The 16,186-nt window shown below is 66.3% G+C and carries 20 protein-coding genes; 13 read left to right on the top strand and 7 right to left on the bottom strand.

Annotated elements, in window-relative coordinates; genetic code table 11:
* The first annotated feature begins 22 nt into the window (after positions 1-22).
* The 9 genes from AU197_RS04175 to AU197_RS04215 are packed head-to-tail and all read left to right on the top strand — an operon-like array spanning position 23 to position 8,087.
* The gene (locus tag AU197_RS04175) at positions 23-1,492 is read left to right on the top strand and encodes an aldehyde dehydrogenase family protein (protein ID WP_064401265.1); all 1,470 of its coding nucleotides are present in this window, start codon (positions 23-25) and stop codon (positions 1,490-1,492) included.
* Complete coding sequence (locus AU197_RS04180; RefSeq protein ID WP_064401266.1) at positions 1,489-2,718, top strand: amidohydrolase family protein; 1,230 nt, start codon at positions 1,489-1,491, stop codon at positions 2,716-2,718. Before AU197_RS04175 ends, AU197_RS04180 begins: the two co-directional genes overlap by 4 nt.
* Positions 2,719-2,722: 4 nt before the next feature.
* Complete coding sequence (locus AU197_RS04185; protein ID WP_064401267.1) at positions 2,723-3,502, top strand: SDR family NAD(P)-dependent oxidoreductase; 780 nt, start codon at positions 2,723-2,725, stop codon at positions 3,500-3,502.
* The gene (locus AU197_RS04190) at positions 3,499-4,755 is read left to right on the top strand and encodes a cytochrome P450 (RefSeq protein ID WP_064401268.1); all 1,257 of its coding nucleotides are present in this window, start codon (positions 3,499-3,501) and stop codon (positions 4,753-4,755) included. Before AU197_RS04185 ends, AU197_RS04190 begins: the two co-directional genes overlap by 4 nt.
* 7 nt (positions 4,756-4,762) lie before the next feature.
* Positions 4,763-5,197, top strand: a complete 435-nt coding sequence (locus AU197_RS04195; RefSeq protein ID WP_064401269.1) for a nitroreductase family deazaflavin-dependent oxidoreductase — start codon at positions 4,763-4,765, stop codon at positions 5,195-5,197.
* 59 nt (positions 5,198-5,256) lie between these two features.
* Positions 5,257-5,883, top strand: coding sequence for a TetR/AcrR family transcriptional regulator (locus AU197_RS04200; RefSeq protein WP_064401388.1), 627 nt, complete (start codon positions 5,257-5,259; stop codon positions 5,881-5,883).
* Positions 5,880-7,160, top strand: coding sequence for a cytochrome P450 (locus tag AU197_RS04205; RefSeq protein ID WP_064401270.1), 1,281 nt, complete (start codon positions 5,880-5,882; stop codon positions 7,158-7,160). The genes AU197_RS04200 and AU197_RS04205 overlap by 4 nt, the downstream gene beginning before the upstream one ends.
* Positions 7,160-7,669, top strand: coding sequence for an Rv2253/PknI dimerization domain-containing protein (locus tag AU197_RS04210; RefSeq protein ID WP_064401271.1), 510 nt, complete (start codon positions 7,160-7,162; stop codon positions 7,667-7,669). The genes AU197_RS04205 and AU197_RS04210 overlap by 1 nt, the downstream gene beginning before the upstream one ends.
* A gap of 19 nt (positions 7,670-7,688) precedes the next feature.
* Positions 7,689-8,087, top strand: coding sequence for a cupin domain-containing protein (locus AU197_RS04215; protein ID WP_082696494.1), 399 nt, complete (start codon positions 7,689-7,691; stop codon positions 8,085-8,087).
* On the opposite strand, the gene AU197_RS04220 is transcribed toward AU197_RS04215, so the two are convergent.
* Genes AU197_RS04220 through AU197_RS04235 form a run of 4 tightly spaced genes read right to left on the bottom strand, consistent with a single transcriptional unit; the run spans position 8,081 to position 10,445 of the window.
* Positions 8,081-8,380, bottom strand: a complete 300-nt coding sequence (locus AU197_RS04220) for a cytochrome C oxidase subunit IV family protein (protein ID WP_064401272.1) — start codon at positions 8,378-8,380, stop codon at positions 8,081-8,083. The genes AU197_RS04215 and AU197_RS04220 overlap by 7 nt on opposite strands.
* Position 8,381: 1 nt before the next feature.
* Positions 8,382-8,981, bottom strand: a complete 600-nt coding sequence (locus AU197_RS04225) for a cytochrome c oxidase subunit 3 (protein ID WP_064401273.1) — start codon at positions 8,979-8,981, stop codon at positions 8,382-8,384.
* Positions 8,968-9,699: a hypothetical protein gene (locus AU197_RS04230; protein WP_064401274.1), complete on the bottom strand. Its 732-nt coding sequence runs from the start codon at positions 9,697-9,699 to the stop codon at positions 8,968-8,970. The genes AU197_RS04225 and AU197_RS04230 overlap by 14 nt, the downstream gene beginning before the upstream one ends.
* 2 nt (positions 9,700-9,701) lie before the next feature.
* Positions 9,702-10,445, bottom strand: a complete 744-nt coding sequence (locus AU197_RS04235) for a hypothetical protein (RefSeq protein ID WP_064401275.1) — start codon at positions 10,443-10,445, stop codon at positions 9,702-9,704.
* Positions 10,446-10,541: 96 nt separating this feature from the next.
* Here AU197_RS04235 and AU197_RS04240 point away from each other — a divergent pair, with 96 nt between their 5' ends.
* Positions 10,542-11,156 carry a TetR/AcrR family transcriptional regulator gene (locus AU197_RS04240; RefSeq protein ID WP_064401276.1) on the top strand — a complete coding sequence of 205 codons (615 nt, stop codon included), beginning with the start codon at positions 10,542-10,544 and terminating at the stop codon, positions 11,154-11,156.
* A gap of 125 nt (positions 11,157-11,281) precedes the next feature.
* On the top strand, positions 11,282-11,854 hold the full coding sequence (locus AU197_RS04245; protein ID WP_064401390.1) for a TetR/AcrR family transcriptional regulator: 573 nt from the start codon (positions 11,282-11,284) through the stop codon (positions 11,852-11,854).
* A gap of 3 nt (positions 11,855-11,857) precedes the next feature.
* On the opposite strand, the gene AU197_RS04250 is transcribed toward AU197_RS04245, so the two are convergent.
* Positions 11,858-12,364 carry a DUF2505 domain-containing protein gene (locus AU197_RS04250; protein WP_064401277.1) on the bottom strand — a complete coding sequence of 169 codons (507 nt, stop codon included), beginning with the start codon at positions 12,362-12,364 and terminating at the stop codon, positions 11,858-11,860.
* A gap of 26 nt (positions 12,365-12,390) precedes the next feature.
* Between AU197_RS04250 and AU197_RS04255 the strand changes: the two genes are divergently transcribed.
* A complete protein-coding gene (locus AU197_RS04255) occupies positions 12,391-13,446 on the top strand; it encodes a UDP-N-acetylmuramate dehydrogenase (protein ID WP_064401278.1) in 1,056 nt (351 codons plus the stop codon).
* 15 nt (positions 13,447-13,461) lie between these two features.
* Positions 13,462-14,754: a L,D-transpeptidase gene (locus tag AU197_RS04260; protein ID WP_064401279.1), complete on the top strand. Its 1,293-nt coding sequence runs from the start codon at positions 13,462-13,464 to the stop codon at positions 14,752-14,754.
* A gap of 152 nt (positions 14,755-14,906) precedes the next feature.
* Here the strand turns inward: AU197_RS04260 and AU197_RS04265 are convergent, their stop codons facing one another.
* On the bottom strand, positions 14,907-15,155 hold the full coding sequence (locus AU197_RS04265) for a hypothetical protein (RefSeq protein WP_064401280.1): 249 nt from the start codon (positions 15,153-15,155) through the stop codon (positions 14,907-14,909).
* Between the two features lie 89 nt (positions 15,156-15,244).
* Complete coding sequence (locus AU197_RS04270; protein WP_064401281.1) at positions 15,245-16,003, bottom strand: SDR family oxidoreductase; 759 nt, start codon at positions 16,001-16,003, stop codon at positions 15,245-15,247.
* Between the last annotated feature and the right edge of the window lie 183 nt (positions 16,004-16,186).

Consider the following 16,186-nt stretch of genomic DNA (forward strand, 5'->3'; position numbering starts at 1 on the left):
GCAGTGAGTGAGGGAGGGCGGCGTGCCGATTCTCGACGAGCACCGCACCTTCGTCGCGGGCCGCTGGGTCACGGGGCAGGAAGTCATCGGCGTGGAGAACCCGGCCGACGAAAGCCACGTCCACGACCTCACCGTCACGCCGCTCGCCGAGGTCGAGCGGGCCATCGCCGAGGCCCGGCGCAGCTTCGACGCTGGGGTGTGGGCGGACCGGCCCGTCGGCGAACGGGCCCGCACGCTGCACGAGTTCATCGATTACGTCGAGGCCAACGCCGCGACCGTGGTCCCGACTCTGGTGGCCGAGGCCGGGCAACCGACGCGGTTCGCCGACATGACTCAGATGCGGGCGGGTGTCGGGATCGCCCGCCAGACCATCGAGCTGTATTCGTCGATGCGGCACGAGGAGCCCAGCCCGGTCCCCGTCGACGACCTCGTACGAGGGCGGGTGGCACTGAGCATTCGCCGACACGAGCCCGTCGGCGTGGTCACCGCCATCACGCCGTACAACGCGGCGCTGATCATGGGGTTCCAGAAGCTCATCCCGGCGCTGATGGCCGGCAATTCGGTCATCCTGCGGCCGAGCCCGCTCACCCCGATCTCGTCGTTGATCTTCGCCAAGGCCGCCGAGGCGGCCGGCCTACCCGACGGGGTCCTCAGCGTTGTCGCCGAAACGGGCACGGCCGCAGCAGAACTACTCACCAGCCATCCCGCCGTCGACATGGTGTCGTTCACGGGTTCCACGCTCGCGGGCCGCAGGATCCTGGCCCAGGCGGCGCCGACGGTGAAACGGGTATCGCTGGAGCTCGGTGGCAAATCCGCCCAGATCTACCTGGCCGACGCTGTGGACAGGGCCGCGGTCGGGGCGGCCATGGTCGTGATGAGCACCGCCGGCCAGGCCTGTGTCGCCGCGACGCGCATGCTCGTTCCCGAGCATCAGCGCGCCGAGGTCCTCGAAGCGGTCGGCGCCGCGTATCGGAACATCAAAGTCGGCCCGCCCAGCTCGGCCGATGCCACGATGGGGCCGGTCATCAGTGCGGCGCAACGCGATCGGTGTGAACGCCTCGTGCGGGCCGCCGAGGAGAACGGCGGCAAGGTGGTCTGCGGCGGAGGCCGTCCGGCCGGCCTCGATCGCGGCTACTACTTCGAACCGACGGTCCTCGACCTACCGGACAACGCCAATCCCGCCGCACAGGAGGAGATTTTCGGGCCGGTCATCGCGGTGTTGGGCTACCGGGACATCGACCACGCCGTCGAGATCGCCAACGACACCATCTACGGACTGTCCGGTCAGGTGTACGGCGCGGATGTCAGCGCCGCCGTCGGCGTCGCACGCAGGCTGCGCACCGGCGCGGTCAACGTGAACACCGCCGTGTTCTCCGCGTACGCACCCAGCGGCGGTTACAAGCAGAGCGGACTGGGCCGCGAGCGAGGCCCCGACGGCATCCGCGAATTCCAAGAAGTCAAACACATCTCGATAGGGGAGCTTTCACGATGAGCGCGAACGGTAACGGGACGAACACCAACACCTACGACCTGAATTGGTTGATCTCGGTCGACGATCACATCCTCGAGCCACCGAACCTATGGGTCGATCGGGTCGCGTCCAAAGACCGCGACAGAGCACCCCACATGGAACCCGACGACAACGGGGTGGACATGTGGGTTTACGACGGCAAGCGCTACCCGAACTCGGGCTTGTCCGCGGTGGTGGGCAAATCGAAAGAGGAGTTCAGTCCAGAGCCCTTGTCGTACTCGGAGATGCGGCCGGGATGTTATGACGCCAAGGCCCGGGTCGAGGACATGGACCGCTCGGGTGTGCTTGCATCGCTGTGTTTTCCGACGATCACCCGGTTCTGCGGCCAACTCTTCATGGAAGCCAGCGATCGTGAGTTTGGATTCGAATGTCTTCAGCACTACAACGACTGGCTTGTCGAAGAGTGGTGTGCGGCCGCGCCCGGCAGATACATCCCGTTGATGTTGATTCCGATGTGGGATCCCAAGCTCGCGGCCACGGAGATGGAACGCATGGCGGCAAGGGGAGTGACGTCGTTTGCCTTCTCGGAGAATCCGGAACCCTTGGGGCTGCCGACCATTCACGATCCGAGCGGCTACTGGGAACCGGTCATGGCGGCGGCCAACGAGACCGGGATGGTCGCCAGCATGCACGTCGGCTCGTCCTCGCAGCTGCCCAAGATCTGCAAGGACGCGCCCTTCATGGCCAACCTGACCTGGGGCGCCTCGCGCACCTCGGGAACTATGCTGTCGTGGTTGTTCAGCGGGCTGTTCCAGCGCTATCCGAACCTGAAAATCGCGCTGTCCGAAGGGGAGATGGGGTGGATGCCATACTTCCTGGAACGCGCGGAGCAGGTGCTCGACAAACAGCGCTACTGGGTCAAGCGCGGGACGAAGTTCATGGGCCATGCGGGCAACGACGCCGATCTCGACACCCTCGACATCCGGGAGACCTTCCGCAACCACATCTTCGGCTGCATCATCGAGGACCGTCATGCGGTCAAGAGCCTGGATGAGCTCGGCGAGGACAACATCATGTGCGAGACCGACTACCCGCACTCCGACTCGACGTGGCCCAACTGCATCGACGTCGCCCGAGACACGATGAAAGACCTGCCCGAGAACGTCCAGTACAAGTTGCTCCGCGGCAATGCGGAGCGGTTGTACCGCTTCACCCCGGCCGAGCCGCCGGTCCTTGCGGGGGTGTGATCGCGTGAAACTGAACGGAAAGAGCGCCGTCGTCACCGGTGCCGGTTCCGGGGTGGGACGGGCATCGGCGGTGCTCTTCGCGCGGGAGGGGGCTCGCGTCGTCGTCGCGGACATCGATCTCGAGCGCGCGAAAGGGACGGTGAACCAGATCGAGGCCGGTGGCGGCACGGCCGTGCCGATCGGCGTCGACGTGGCCGACGAAGACCAGGTGCGTCAGATGATCACCACGGCAGTCGACTGGTTCGGCCGCCTCGACATCATGTTCAACAATGTCGGGATCCCCACCCCGCGGCTGGGCATGTCGTTCGAGGACCACACGCTCGACGACTTCAACCGGCTCGTCGCGGTGAACCTCGGCGGCGTGTTCCTGGGCTGCAAACACGCGGTGGTTCAGTTCAAGAAGCAGGACGACGGCGGGGTCATCCTCAACACCGGCTCGGTGGCCGGCCTGGTCGCCTGGGGCGGCACCGTCTACGGCGCGACGAAGGGCGGCGTACTGCAATTGACCCGCGCCGTGGCCGTCGAGGCGGCACCGTTCGGGATCCGAGTCAACGCGATCTGTCCCGCGGCGATGCCGCTGACGGGATTCATGGCCGCGGGCGGCCTGCAGGTGGACGAGCAGCATCAGGCCCAGATCGCGGAAAAGGTTGGTGCGCAACACCCGCTGGGACGAGCGATCACTGCCGAGGACTGCGCCGAAGCCGCGCTCTACCTCGTCTCGGACGCCGCGCGCAACATCACCGGGGTGGCGCTCCCCGTCGACGGTGGGTATGTGGCGCGATGACGGCGACACCCACGCTCGACCGGGGACGGCTGCGGGAGCTCTTCGACCTTCGCAGCTCGTACAACGAGCTGAGCGGCGGCGCGTATCAGGGCGATCCGTATCCGGTCTGGCACCAGCTGCGCGAACAAGGCCCCGTGCTGCCGGGCATCCTTCATGAACTGACCGGATGCACCGGGCCGATGTACTTTCACGGCCTGCCGTATCCGGACCGACCGCACTTCACCATCTTCGACTACGAGAACGGCTTTGTGGCGCATCGTGATCCCGCGGTGTTCGCATCGTCGGCGGAGCCGGTGGACCTGGACAACGGGCCCCTGGCGATCACCAACAGCATGCTGTCCATGGACGGCGCCCAGCACCGGCGCTACCGCGCCCTGGTCCAACCGTCGTTCTTGTCCTCGAACAGCAGGTGGTGGATCGACAACTGGATCGCCGAGACCGTCGACATGCTGATCGACGGGTTCGCCGCCGACGGACGCGCCGAGCTCAACGTGGATTTCTGCGCGGCGATTCCGATTCTCACCATCACCGGCAGCTTCGGACTCCCGCTCGAGCAGGCGCTCGAGATCCGGGCATCGCTGGCGCACGACCCGCAGCGGGTCGTCGACCTGATCCGGCCGGTGATCGCCGCCAGGCGTCAGCACCCCGACGACGACCTGATCAGCGTGCTCGTCGAGGCGCAGATCGCCGACGAGGACGGCAACACCACCCGGCTGACCGAGCGTGAGATCGACTCATTCGTCTTGCTGTTGCTCGGCGCGGGGTCCGGTACCACGTGGAAGCAGATGGGCACGACGCTCACCGCGCTGCTGCAACGTCCGGACATGCTCGACGCGGTGCGCCAGGACCGTGCCCTGCTACGCCCGGCGATCGAGGAGTCGGTGCGGTGGATGCCCACCGACCCGATGTTCTCCCGATGGGTCACCCGCGACACCGAACTCGGTGGTGTCGAGATACCGGCCGGCTCGGTGGTCCACATCAATATCGGTGCGGCCAACCGTGATCCGCAGCGGTGGGACCATCCGGACGACTATGACATCCACCGACCGATGCGGCCGAACCTGGGATTCGGTCAGGGCGCCCACATCTGCCTGGGCATGCACCTCGCGCGGGCCGAGATGGCGGTCGCCATCTCGGCGTTGCTCGACCGGTTGCCGAATCTGCGCCTGGACCCCGACGCCGAACCTCCACGTTTTGTGGGCCTCTACGAACGAGGCGCCACCGCGATACCCGTGCTCTTCGACCCCTCCTGAGGACACCATGAGCGAAACCGACTACAGCGCACCCGATCTGACCCTCGTCGGTGCCGACCATGTGGTCGCCTACCGCGACACCGGGGGCGAGGTCGGATACCTGTGGAACGGTGTTCCGACGCTCCTGCTAACGGTGACCGGCAGGCGCAGCGGCCGGCCTCGGACGTCGGCGCTGATATTCGGTCGGCGCGGCGAGGACTATCTCGTGGTCGCCTCGATGGGCGGTGCGCCCACGCATCCGAAGTGGTACCTCAACCTGCAGGCGTGTCCGGCCGCCGAGATCCAGGTGCGCGATCGCCGGATGCCTGTGAGGGCGCGGACCGTCACACCGCAGGAGAAGCCCGAGCTCTGGCGCATCATGGCCGGGCTGTGGCCGAATTACGATGCCTATCAGGCGCGTACCGAACGCGAGATTCCCGTCGTCGTGCTGACACCGACATGACCACTCCGGAGGTACCCGCGGTGGCATGGGTCGAACGCGCCGTCGAGCGGTCGGCCGCGGTGCAGCGGTCCCGGCTGCGGATCGCCAAACAGGTCAGGCAGATGCTCGATGCGGCGCGCAGGCTGATCGCCAACACCGGTGACGAGTTCACGACTCAGGAACTGGTCGCCGAGGCCGGGGTGGCCCTGCAGACGTTCTACCGCTACTTCGAAAGCAAGGACGAGCTGCTGCTGGCGGTCATCGGCGATGCGATGACCGACGCCTGCGAGCGCTGGACGCGCGCGACCGAGGACTTACCGGACCCGCTGGCGCGGTTGCGGTTCTACCTCGGCGCGACGCTCGAACGCCTCAACGGCGACAGCCGCAACGCCGCGATGTCGCGGTTCGTGGTGTCGACACGGTGGCGGCTGCATCGACAGTTCCCCGAGGAGCTCGCCGAGGCGGAGAAGCCGTTTGTCGACCTGCTGCGCGGCGTGGTCTCGGACGCGGTGGCGGCCGGTCAGCTACATCCGACGGATCCGAAATGGGATCCGTGGTTCCTCGGTGAGCTGGTTCGATCGGTGTACCACCACTACGCGTTCGTCGGGCACGACGAGACCGAACTCGAACTCGCCAAACAACGGCTTTGGCGCTTCAGCTTGGCGGCACTCGGCGGGGCCGCCCACACCCAGGAAGGTGAGCAGTGACCGACATCGAGACCGATTTCGCGTCGATCGACTTCTTCACAAGCCCCACATTCGTGCCGGATCCGCAACCGTACTTCGAGTACCTGCGCCGGCAGGGGCCGGTGGTCAAGGAGCCGCATCACAACGTGGTCGCGGTGACGGGGTACCTCGACACGCTCGAGGTGTTCAAGGATGCCAGCCTGTGGTCGAACTGCGTCGCCGTCGGTGGCCCGTTTCCGCCATTGCCGTTCACGCCCGAAGGTGACGACATCAGCGCACAGATCGACGCGCATCGCACCCAGATGCCACTACACGAACACATGGTGGCGATGGATCCGCCGAACCACACGCGGGCACGGTCCCTGCTGAGCCGGTTGCTGACCCCGAGCCGGCTCAAGGCCAATCAGGACTTCCTCTGGGAGCTGGCCGACGACCAGCTCGACGAGTTCGTCCAGGACGGGGAATGCGAGTTCCTCACCGCATACTCGAAACCGTTCTCGCTGTTGGCCATAGCCGACCTCCTCGGCGTCCCGCGAGAGGATCACAGGGAATTCCGCGACGCGCTCGCAAACCCGCACCTGATGGGCAACATCGAAGGCGAAGCCGCCGCGATAAACCCGTTGGAGTTCCTCGATGAGAAGTTCAGCGCGTACATCGAGGAGCGGCGCACCCAATCGCGCGATGACGTGCTCAGCGAACTCGCCAACGCGACATACCCCGACGGCTCACAGCCCGCGGTCACCGACGTCGTGCGCACCGCGAGCTTCTTGTTCGGGGCGGGCCAGGAGACCACCGCCAAGCTGCTGGGTGCCGCGCTGAAGATCTTGTGCGAGCGCCCGGAACTGCAGGACGCATTGCGGGACGACCCCAGCCTGGTACCGACGTTCATCGAAGAGACGCTGCGGTTGGAAAGTCCGGTGAAAACCGAGTTCCGGCTAGCGGTCCGGTCGACCGAGCTCGCGGGGGTCAAGATTCCGGCGGGCACGACCGTGATGATCTCGGCAGCCGCGGCCAACCGTGATCCGGACCGGTTCGAATGCCCGCACGAGTTCCGGCTCGACCGCAAGAACGTCCGAGAACAGATCGCCTTTGCCCGCGGCGTGCACTCCTGTCCCGGCGCGCCGCTCGCACGGGTCGAGGGCCGGGTGTCGTTGGAGCGAATCCTGGCACGGATGAGCGATATTCGCGTCGACGAGCGTTTCCACGGGTCGGCCGAGCAACCCGAGTTCACCTACGAGCCGACCTACATCCTGCGCGGACTGACCGAACTGCACCTGCGTTTCACCCCGTTGGGCTGATGCGAACGGTCGGCGCAGCGTGGGTGGTGGCGGCAATCGTCGGTGTGGCGATGGCCGTGATGGCCCCGCGTGCTCATGCCGCCGATGCCGCGCTCAACGGCCGGTATCTGGCGACGTCGAACGGGGACTGGGCCATGACCAACGACGTCTACCGCGACCTGCCGAGCGTACGGAGCACCTGGACGATCGCGATGACGTGTACCGACGACGTCAACTGCAGCGGCACGGTTTCCAGCGATGCCGGCTGGACAGCGGACATCGTCACCACCAACGGCGAGTACATTGTCAAGCGGGACCTGCCGCACTGGCAGCACTGCGCGGACGGCACCGGTCGGACGGTGACCGGGCGTCAGAGCTATCGCTTCTTTCCCGTCGGCGACGACGGCTTCCTGCTCCCCGGTTCGCGCGTCTTGGCCGGGTTCGACAAGACCTCCGGGGAGAGTGGTGCCTGCAGCCTCAACGAGACGGCCGAGATCGAGATGCCGTTCCGCCTCGACAAACTGGACTGACAACGCAAGGAGAACACCCATGCCGGTGAGCAGGCTCGCCGATTTACCCGTCGGTGGCGACGGCCGATGGCCGTTGTGCGGCAGCGGATTCAGATCGGCGCAGTGGGGTGACATGGAGGTCGGATTCACGACCACCGGCCCCGGGGACCACACGGCGCTGTACCAGGGCCTGCCGGGCGGCGTGTGCCCGTGCCCACACTACGGCTACGTCTTCAAGGGTCGCATCAGATGTCGCTTCCCCGGAACCGATCGTGCCGACGAGGTCGCCGCCGCGGGCCAGGCGTACTTCTTCCCCTCCGGCCACGTGCTGATCTACGAGGAGGACACCGAGGCATTCGAGCTCAACCCGGCCGCGGCCCTGCAGACACTGATGGACCACATCGAATCGGTCGCGCGTCAGCACGTCGGGTCTCAATAAAGGTAGATGGCCAGCACGCCGCCCCACAGTGCGACCAACCAGCCGTCGGTGGCGAACCGGAGCCAGCGGGGCGCGGTGTTGACCTCCATGAAGTAGCGGATGATCAACCGGCACTTGATGAATCCCAGTGCGATCACGGCCAGTGTGATCGGGAGGCTCGGCGCCGGGGCAGCACCCTGGTGCGCAGGTGACAGCCACCACGACGCAATGGTGATGATGCACAGCACCGCCCAGGCAATGACGATGGCGCGCTCACTGGAGCCGGTGATCCGCTTCTGAGTCGTCGCTGTCATTTCACCTCATCACGTAGAGCAGGCCGAAGATCACGATCCAGAGCAGGTCGACCATGTGCCAATACGTGGCACCCTGCTCCACCAGGGACACCCTGCGGCGCGCGACGGCGCGCAACTCGCGGATGCTGACACCCAGGATGATCAGGCCGAGCACGACGTGCAAAGCGTGAACTCCGGTGAGCACGTAGTAGAACGAGAAGAACTCGTTGCTCACCGTGAGACCGCGACCCAGCTCGACCGACCACTCGTAGGCCTTGACGGCCAGGAACAGCACCCCGCAGGCACCCGCAGCGTACGTCAGTCTCATCGCCCGAATCGGCCGATTGCCGCGCGCCGCATACACGCTGCGGGCGACCAGAAGTGAACTCGTCAACAACAGGCCGGTGTTGACGACTCCCAGGGTGACATCGAGATGCTGTTGGGCGGCGAGGAAGTCATCGGGCCTCATCGCTCGGTGCACCATGTAGATCAGGAAGTAGGCCCCGAAGATCGCGAGGTCGCCGAGGACCATGACCCACATGTGGCTGTCACCGGGCAGGTGGGTGGACTCGGTGCGGATTGCGGGACGATCGGCCAGGGAGGTCTGCTCAGGGATGCTCATCGGTAGCCTTCTTCAGCATCAGGAACTGGCAGTTGAGCCATGCGCCGAACACGATGACCGCCAGCCAGAACGCAATGGACCCGTTCCAGGCGAATGGACCGGAGGTCTGCTGCCACATCTGGGTTGCGATCACCTCGGTGATGATCTGCCAAACCGTAAGGTAGGCAAGCCATTTGGGGAAGATGTGGTTCTTGTCGACGAGGATCGCGATCGCGAAGGCAAGGTACGCGACGGCGAAGCACCCCAGTGAACCGTTGAAGGACAGCATGCCGAGGTCGTAGAGCAAGGCGATGATGCGGGGCTCACGGTCGGGGCGCATCGCGGCCGCGCCCCAACACACCGCGACCAGCAGCATGCCGGGCAGGGTGCCGACCGCCAAGCCGGCCATGTAGAGGTAGGCGAACGTCGGGCCGCTGGACATCCGCCGCATGTGATAGGTGACAAAGCCGTTCGCCACCGCGTGCCCGCCGAAGATCAGGCACAGCAACCCCAGTCCCACGAGAATGGTGGTGCGGTGCGTGTCGAAATACTGCGTGATGTACTCGTAGCCGACGTCGGGCCGCGGCGGCGGAATCACCCTGAGCAACAGCACGAAGACCACCCCGAACAGGCCGAAGAAGCCCGGGAAGATCCACAGCACGATCGACAGTGAGCGCTTGTCGCGTGCGGGCCCCGCATCCCGGGTGCGGGAGGGGCCGTCGGAAACAGGCGCGGGCACACTCACCGGGTGAGTCCCTCGACCGCGGCCTGCCGGTGGACCGCGCGCCAGGTGGCTACGAGCAGGACCACCAGGTAGACGCCAAAGGCGATGTTGCGCAACCAGAATGAGACCGCGCCGTTCCATGCCAACGGCCCGGATGTCACCGTGACCGAAAATGCGGCCGGCGCCATCGCGAGGACGACGACGAGCGATGAGTGCGCCACCCACCGGGGGTACACCGGGCGCGATCGGTCGTCGAAATAGATCGCCATCGCCAGCATGACGTTCTGGACGAGGATCATCCCGACGGGGGCCACGAAGACGATCCAACCGAGATCGTTGAGTACCAGGATGAGGTCCGCATCGCGGGAGGGCCGAAACACGGCTGCGGCGAAGAAGATCGCCGACAGAGCGAAGATCGTCGCGCCGGCCACGGTGGCCATCAGGTAGCAGTAGGCGAACGCCTGGCTTTGCGCGGCCATCCGTTTGATCTGGGCGGCCACTACGCAGAAAGGCGGTAGCAGCATCATTCCGCACAGATTGAAGGTCACCATGCTGAATCGCATCCAGCTCGCGTTGTCGCGGTAGAACGCGGCGACCGCGTCGGCCGACATCTCCGGCGACAGCGGGGGCCAGAAGCCGGGAAAGGCCACGTAGGCGACCAACAAGATCGCCATCGACACGGCGGTGACCCACAGTGCCATCAGTTGCGTGCGGACGTTCGACGTCCGAGGCAGGTCTTCGATCCCATCGAGCAGCTGCACGTCGACTCCATTTCTGACATATCTCAGAACTATGTCGACTTAATCCAAGCATGTCGTGCTTTTAGCGGTGAAGTTTTCTGACTAATATCAGTTTTTATGCCGGACCGGATCGAGGTGACCGGCCGCTCCAAGGGCGAGCGGACGCGGGAGCGACTGTTGGGTGCGGCGATAGGGGAGTTTCAGCGCGTCGGTGTGGCCAAGGCGGACGTCCGGGCAATCGCGTCGGCCGCCGGCGTCGCGCCGGCCACGTTCTACTTCCACTTCCCGACCAAGGAGCATGTGCTGGTCGAATTGGAACGCCGTGAGGAGTTGCGCATCGCGGCCGACCTGACCCGGTTTCTGGCGCGAGGTCCGGATTTACCCGCGGTGCTGACGAAGGTCGTTGCGGCGGTTGCGGGTTTGGAGCAGCGGCTGGGGCCGCTGTTGTTCAGGGACTTTCTCGCCCTGCACTTCTCGGCGGCGCGCGCGCCCGAAGAGGTGTGGATCGACCACCCGGTGATCGTGGTTGTCGTCGACGAGCTGCGGCGCGCACACGCCGCAGGCGTCATCCCCGACGAATTGGACCCGCTCTACATCGGTGTCTTCTTCCTCGTCGGGCTCTATTCCCTGTTGATCACATTGCCCGGCCTGGAGCCGATGCGCGGACAGGTTCTCGCGCAGTACGTCGACACGCAGGTTCACGGAATGCGGGTACGGGCCGTCAGCTCGTAAGACGCGGTCCGGCCGAGGGCGGGGCGAAGCGCTAGCATTTCCCGGTGTCCTGGGTCGAGCGAGCGGTCGAGCGGTCGGCGGCCGTACAGCGCTCACGGGAACGCATCGCCCAGCAAGTCCGCCAGATGCTCGACGCCGCCAGGGCGTTGATCGGCGCCAAGGGCGACGACTTCACCACCCAGGAATTGGCCGCCGAGGCCGGGGTCGCGCTGCAGACCTTCTACCGCTACTTCGCCAGCAAGGACGAGCTGATCCTCGCCGTGATCGGCGACGCGATGACCGAGGCGGTCCAGCGCTGGAGGCAGGCCGCCGACGAGCTTCCCGATCCGCTGGCACGCCTGCGGTACTTCATCACCTCGACGTTGGAGCGCCTCGACGGCGACACTCACGACGCCGCCATGTCGCGGTTCGTCGTGTCCACCCGGTGGCGGCTGCACCGCCAGTTCCCCAAGGAACTCGCCGAGGCGGAGAAGCCCTTCGTCGACCTCGTGCGCGCCGAGGTCACCGCGGCTCGAGAGGCGGGATTACTCAATCCCGGTGATCCGGAATGGGATTCGTGGTTCATGACCGAACTGGTCCGCTCGGTGTACCACTACTACGCATTCGCCGACCACGCCGAAGGCGAACTCGACACCGTCAAGGAGCAGCTGTGGCGGTTCTGCGTCACCGCACTTGGCGGTACCACTTCTCGGCGTTGAGCCTCAAGCGTTTTCGGCGATCCACAGCGTCGTGAAGTGCTGTTCGGCGATCAGCAGGTCGACGAGCTGGCCGCCGATGAAGTTCTCGATCTTGCCGCCCACCAACGGAACTCGCACCTCCACCTCGACGGTGAACTGCAGCCGCGAACCGCCGCCAGCCGGTGCCAGCACCGCCGTGCCCGTCAGGCTTGCCGGCGCCCCGGGGATCGACCCCTTGACCGTCGCGGTGGCCTTCCCGTCGAGCACCGGGCTCCACGTCTCCTCACGCACGAAGCTCAGGTCCCCGCGGTGGAACTGGGTCACCACACCGGGCAGCCGGTCGGCACGCAACGTCTGCGTCGTGACGACGTCGATACCGCCCTGGTCGTCGACGGTCATCGAGTCCAGCGAATACATGTCGGCGCCGGAATCGGTCAGCCGCGCGAGCCAGTAACGCTCGTCGCCGAACGCCCGGTGGACCTGCTCGACGGTTCCCCCGTATTCGGCGGCCATGTCGAATGAGCGCGGCATAGCTGGTCAGGCTACCGTTACCGCCCGTGGTCGGTTCGCAGCTAGGGGGTGCCTCCGTCGAGGAGCGGGTGCCGCTCGCGCCGTTGACCACGCTGCGAATCGGGCCGGTCGCGCGACGGCTGATCACCTGCGACACCACGCAGAAGGTCATCGACGTGGTCCGGACGCTGGGCCCCGGCGATGACGCGCTCGTTCTCGCGGGTGGCTCGAATGTCGTGTTGTCAGACGAACTGACCGACCTGTCGGTGATCCACCTGGCCAATACCGAGATCACCGTCGAAGGCGATGTGCTGCGCGCTGAGGCCGGTGCGGTGTGGGACGACGTCGTGGTCACCTCGCTGGCGCACGGTCTCGGTGGTCTGGAGTGCCTCTCGGGGATACCGGGATCGGCCGGGGCCACACCGGTGCAAAACGTCGGCGCGTACGGCGCCGAGGTGGCCGACACCATCCGGCGGGTGCGGCTGCTGGACCGGCGTACCGGCGACGACCGCTGGGTCGCACCCGAGGCGCTGCGGTTCGGTTACCGCACCAGCGTCCTCAAGCATGCGAACGACAAGATCGTGCTCGAGGTGGAGTTCGCGTTGGACCCGAGCGGGCGCAGCGCGCCGCTGCGCTATCGGGAACTGGCCACCGCCCTGGGCGCCGAACAGGGGGCACGCGCCGATCCCCTCGAGGTTCGCGAGGCGGTGTTGGCGTTGCGGTCGAGTAAGGGCATGGTGCTGGACGCGGGCGACCACGACACCTGGAGCGTGGGCTCGTTCTTCACCAACCCCGTCGTCACGACCGCGCAGTTCGATCGGCTCCGCGCCTCGGTCGACGGACCGGTGCCCAACTATCCGGCCCCCGACGGGGTCAAACTGGCCGCTGGGTGGCTGGTCGAGCGGGCCGGCTTCGGCAAAGGCCATCCGGGAGAAGGCGCCGCCGCCCGGCTGTCGACCAAGCACGCGCTGGCGCTGACCAACCGCGGCGGGGCCACCACCGCCGATGTGATCGCGCTGGCTGTGACGGTACGCGACGGTGTCCGAACGAAATTCGGGATCGAGCTCACAGCCGAGCCTGTCCTGATCGGGTGCGCGCTGTAGGTACGCTCGATTCACGTGAGTACTGCAGAACCCCTACCGCCGGGGTTCAACCGGCGGCGCGCCCTGGCCGCACTGGCGGTCGGTGTCGTCGCGCCGGGCGTGCTGGCCGCCTGTAGCACCAGAAACGACGGGTCGCGGGCCTCGCAGGACGAGGAAACCCCCGCAGGCCCCTCGCTCAACTTCGAGCCGGCAAACGACGCGACCGACATCTCGCCGACCGAGCGCGTGGGTGTCCAGGTCGCCGACGGCTGGTTTCAGCGGATCTCGCTGACCAACCCCGAAGGCAAGGTCGTGGCCGGGGCGCTGCACCGCGACCGCACCGAGTTCACGATCACCGAACCGCTGGGCTACGGCGTGGAGTACACGTGGGAGGGCTCGGTCGTCGGCCGCGACGGCAAGGCGGTCCCCGTCGAGGGTTCGTTTTCCACGATCAACCCCAGCACCCAGGTGAGCGGCCGCTTCCAACTCGCCGACGGTCAGGTCGTCGGCGTGGCGGCGCCGGTCATCATCCAGTTCGACGCCCCGATCAGCGACAAGGCCGCGGTCGAAAAGGCGCTCAAGGTCTCCACCGATCCGCAGGTCGAAGGAAGCTGGGCGTGGCTGCCCGACGAAGTCGGCGGCTCGCGTGTGCACTACCGCACCCGCGACTATTACCCGGCGGGCACCAAGGTGAACGTCGACGCGAAGCTCTACGGCGTGCCGTTCGGCGACGGCGCCTACGGCGCGCAGGACATCTCGCTGCACTTCGAGATCGGCCGCCGCCAGGTGGTCAAGGCCGAGGCGTCCTCGCACCGCATCCAAGTGCTCGACGCCGCGGGCGCGGTGATCATGGACTTCCCCTGCAGCTACGGCGAAGGCGACCTGGACCGCAACGTCACCCGCAGCGGCATCCACGTCGTGACCGAGAAGTACGAGGATTTCTACATGACCAATCCCGCGGCCGGTTACGCCAACGTTCGCGAGCGGTTCGCCGTGCGGATCTCCAACAATGGCGAATTCATCCACGCCAACCCTGCCAGCCTCGGTTCGCAGGGCAATTCGAACGTCACCAACGGGTGCATCAATCTGTCGGAGTCCGATGCCCAGCAGTACTTCAACAGCGCGATCTACGGCGATCCCGTCGAGGTCACCGGCACGCGTATCCAGCTGTCCTACGCCGACGGCGACATCTGGGACTGGGCCGTGCCGTGGGAGGAGTGGAAGTCGATGTCCGCGCTGTCGGACGCGAACGCTCCGGACATGCCGAGCACCGCGCCCGCAACGCCATCGGGTGCACCGGAGCCGGTGAGCGGCCGTCCGGGCAGGTGATCACATCGTTGGCCAAACGTGGGTTACCCGCACGCTTCGCGGCGCGCGGCGTGACACGAGCCCACACTGGGCGACGGCCAGGACGCTACTTTCGGTTGAACCGTGATCCGCTGGCCCCGCTGACCTGATCGCACGCCCGGCGGCCGACCTGCCTATCGAGCGTCGGTGCTGAACAGGTACCAGCCGCCGTCGCCCGGGGCGCAGAACCAATACGGGTAGGCCCGGTCGAAGTTGGGATCGTTCCAGACGATGGGGGCGTCCGACTGGCATTCGGCCTCGGTGGGCCAGAACCACGGGTTCCCGTTGGCGTCGGTCTCCAGGTAATCAGTGGCATGGGCCGTTCCCGCTGCGCCCATCAAGCCCGCGAACGCCAGTGCAGCGGTCCCGATTGCCTTCTTCATGTGATCCCACCCTGTTTAGTTGGACTGAATTTGTCGATTGCAAGATAACGTCCCGCGGCCCGATAATTCGCGAACGTCAACGCGGATTTTCAGACGCGTCGGTTGAACCGCGATCCGCTGGCCCCGCTGACCTGATCGCGCGGCCGCACCACGATCAGGTCGAGGTCGACGTGTGACGGGCGGCCGGCGACGAAGCCGATGATCTCGGCGATGTCCTCGGCCACCAGCGGAGTGACGCCTTCGTAGACCTTGGCCGCGCGGTCCTCGTCGCCTTCGAACCGGTTCAGCGAGAAGTCGGTCTTGACCATGCCGGGCGCAACTTCGGTGAAGCGCACCGGTTTTCCGAGCAGCTCGCTGCGCAGCGTGCGGTGCAACACGCCCTGCGCGTGCTTGGCGGAGGTGTACCCGCCGCCGTTGTCGTAGATCTCCACCGCCGCGATCGACGTGACGGTCACGATCAGCCCGTCCCCGGACGCGATCAGCTTCGGCAGCAGCGCCCGGGTGACCAGCAGCGTGCCGAGCACATTGACCTCCCACATCCAGCGCCAGTGCTCGGCGTTCGCCTCGGCGACCGGATCGAGCCCGCGCGCCCCGCCGGCGTTGTTGACCAGCACATCCACCCGGTCCACCGCGGCCGCCAACGCCGACACCGCCTCCTCGGATGTGACGTCGGCCACAATCGCGGTGCCGCCGATGTCGTCGGCCAGGGACTTGAGCGGGCCCTCGCGCCGGGCCACGCAAACCACGTGAAAGCCTTGTGCGGCAAGAGTTCTCGCGGTTGCCTCGCCGATGCCGGCACTGGCGCCGGTGACCACAGCGACACGGCCGTCGGCCTGGGGAGTCGTCATCTACCCAACCTTAATCGGCGTGCTAAATTCACCGGGTGTTGTCCAGTCAGGCCTGTTCGCGGCGTGCGTGTTGTTGTTGCACGCCTCGCCGCGCCTGACTGTTTCGTAGACGACATCGCTGTCCTGCTGAATCGCCGGGTGTGGCCCCGAATCCCCCGCCGGCCGAATTCACCCCAAGGACAA

The organism is Mycobacterium sp. IS-1590 (assembly GCF_001500025.1).
Lineage (GTDB): Bacteria > Actinomycetota > Actinomycetes > Mycobacteriales > Mycobacteriaceae > Mycobacterium.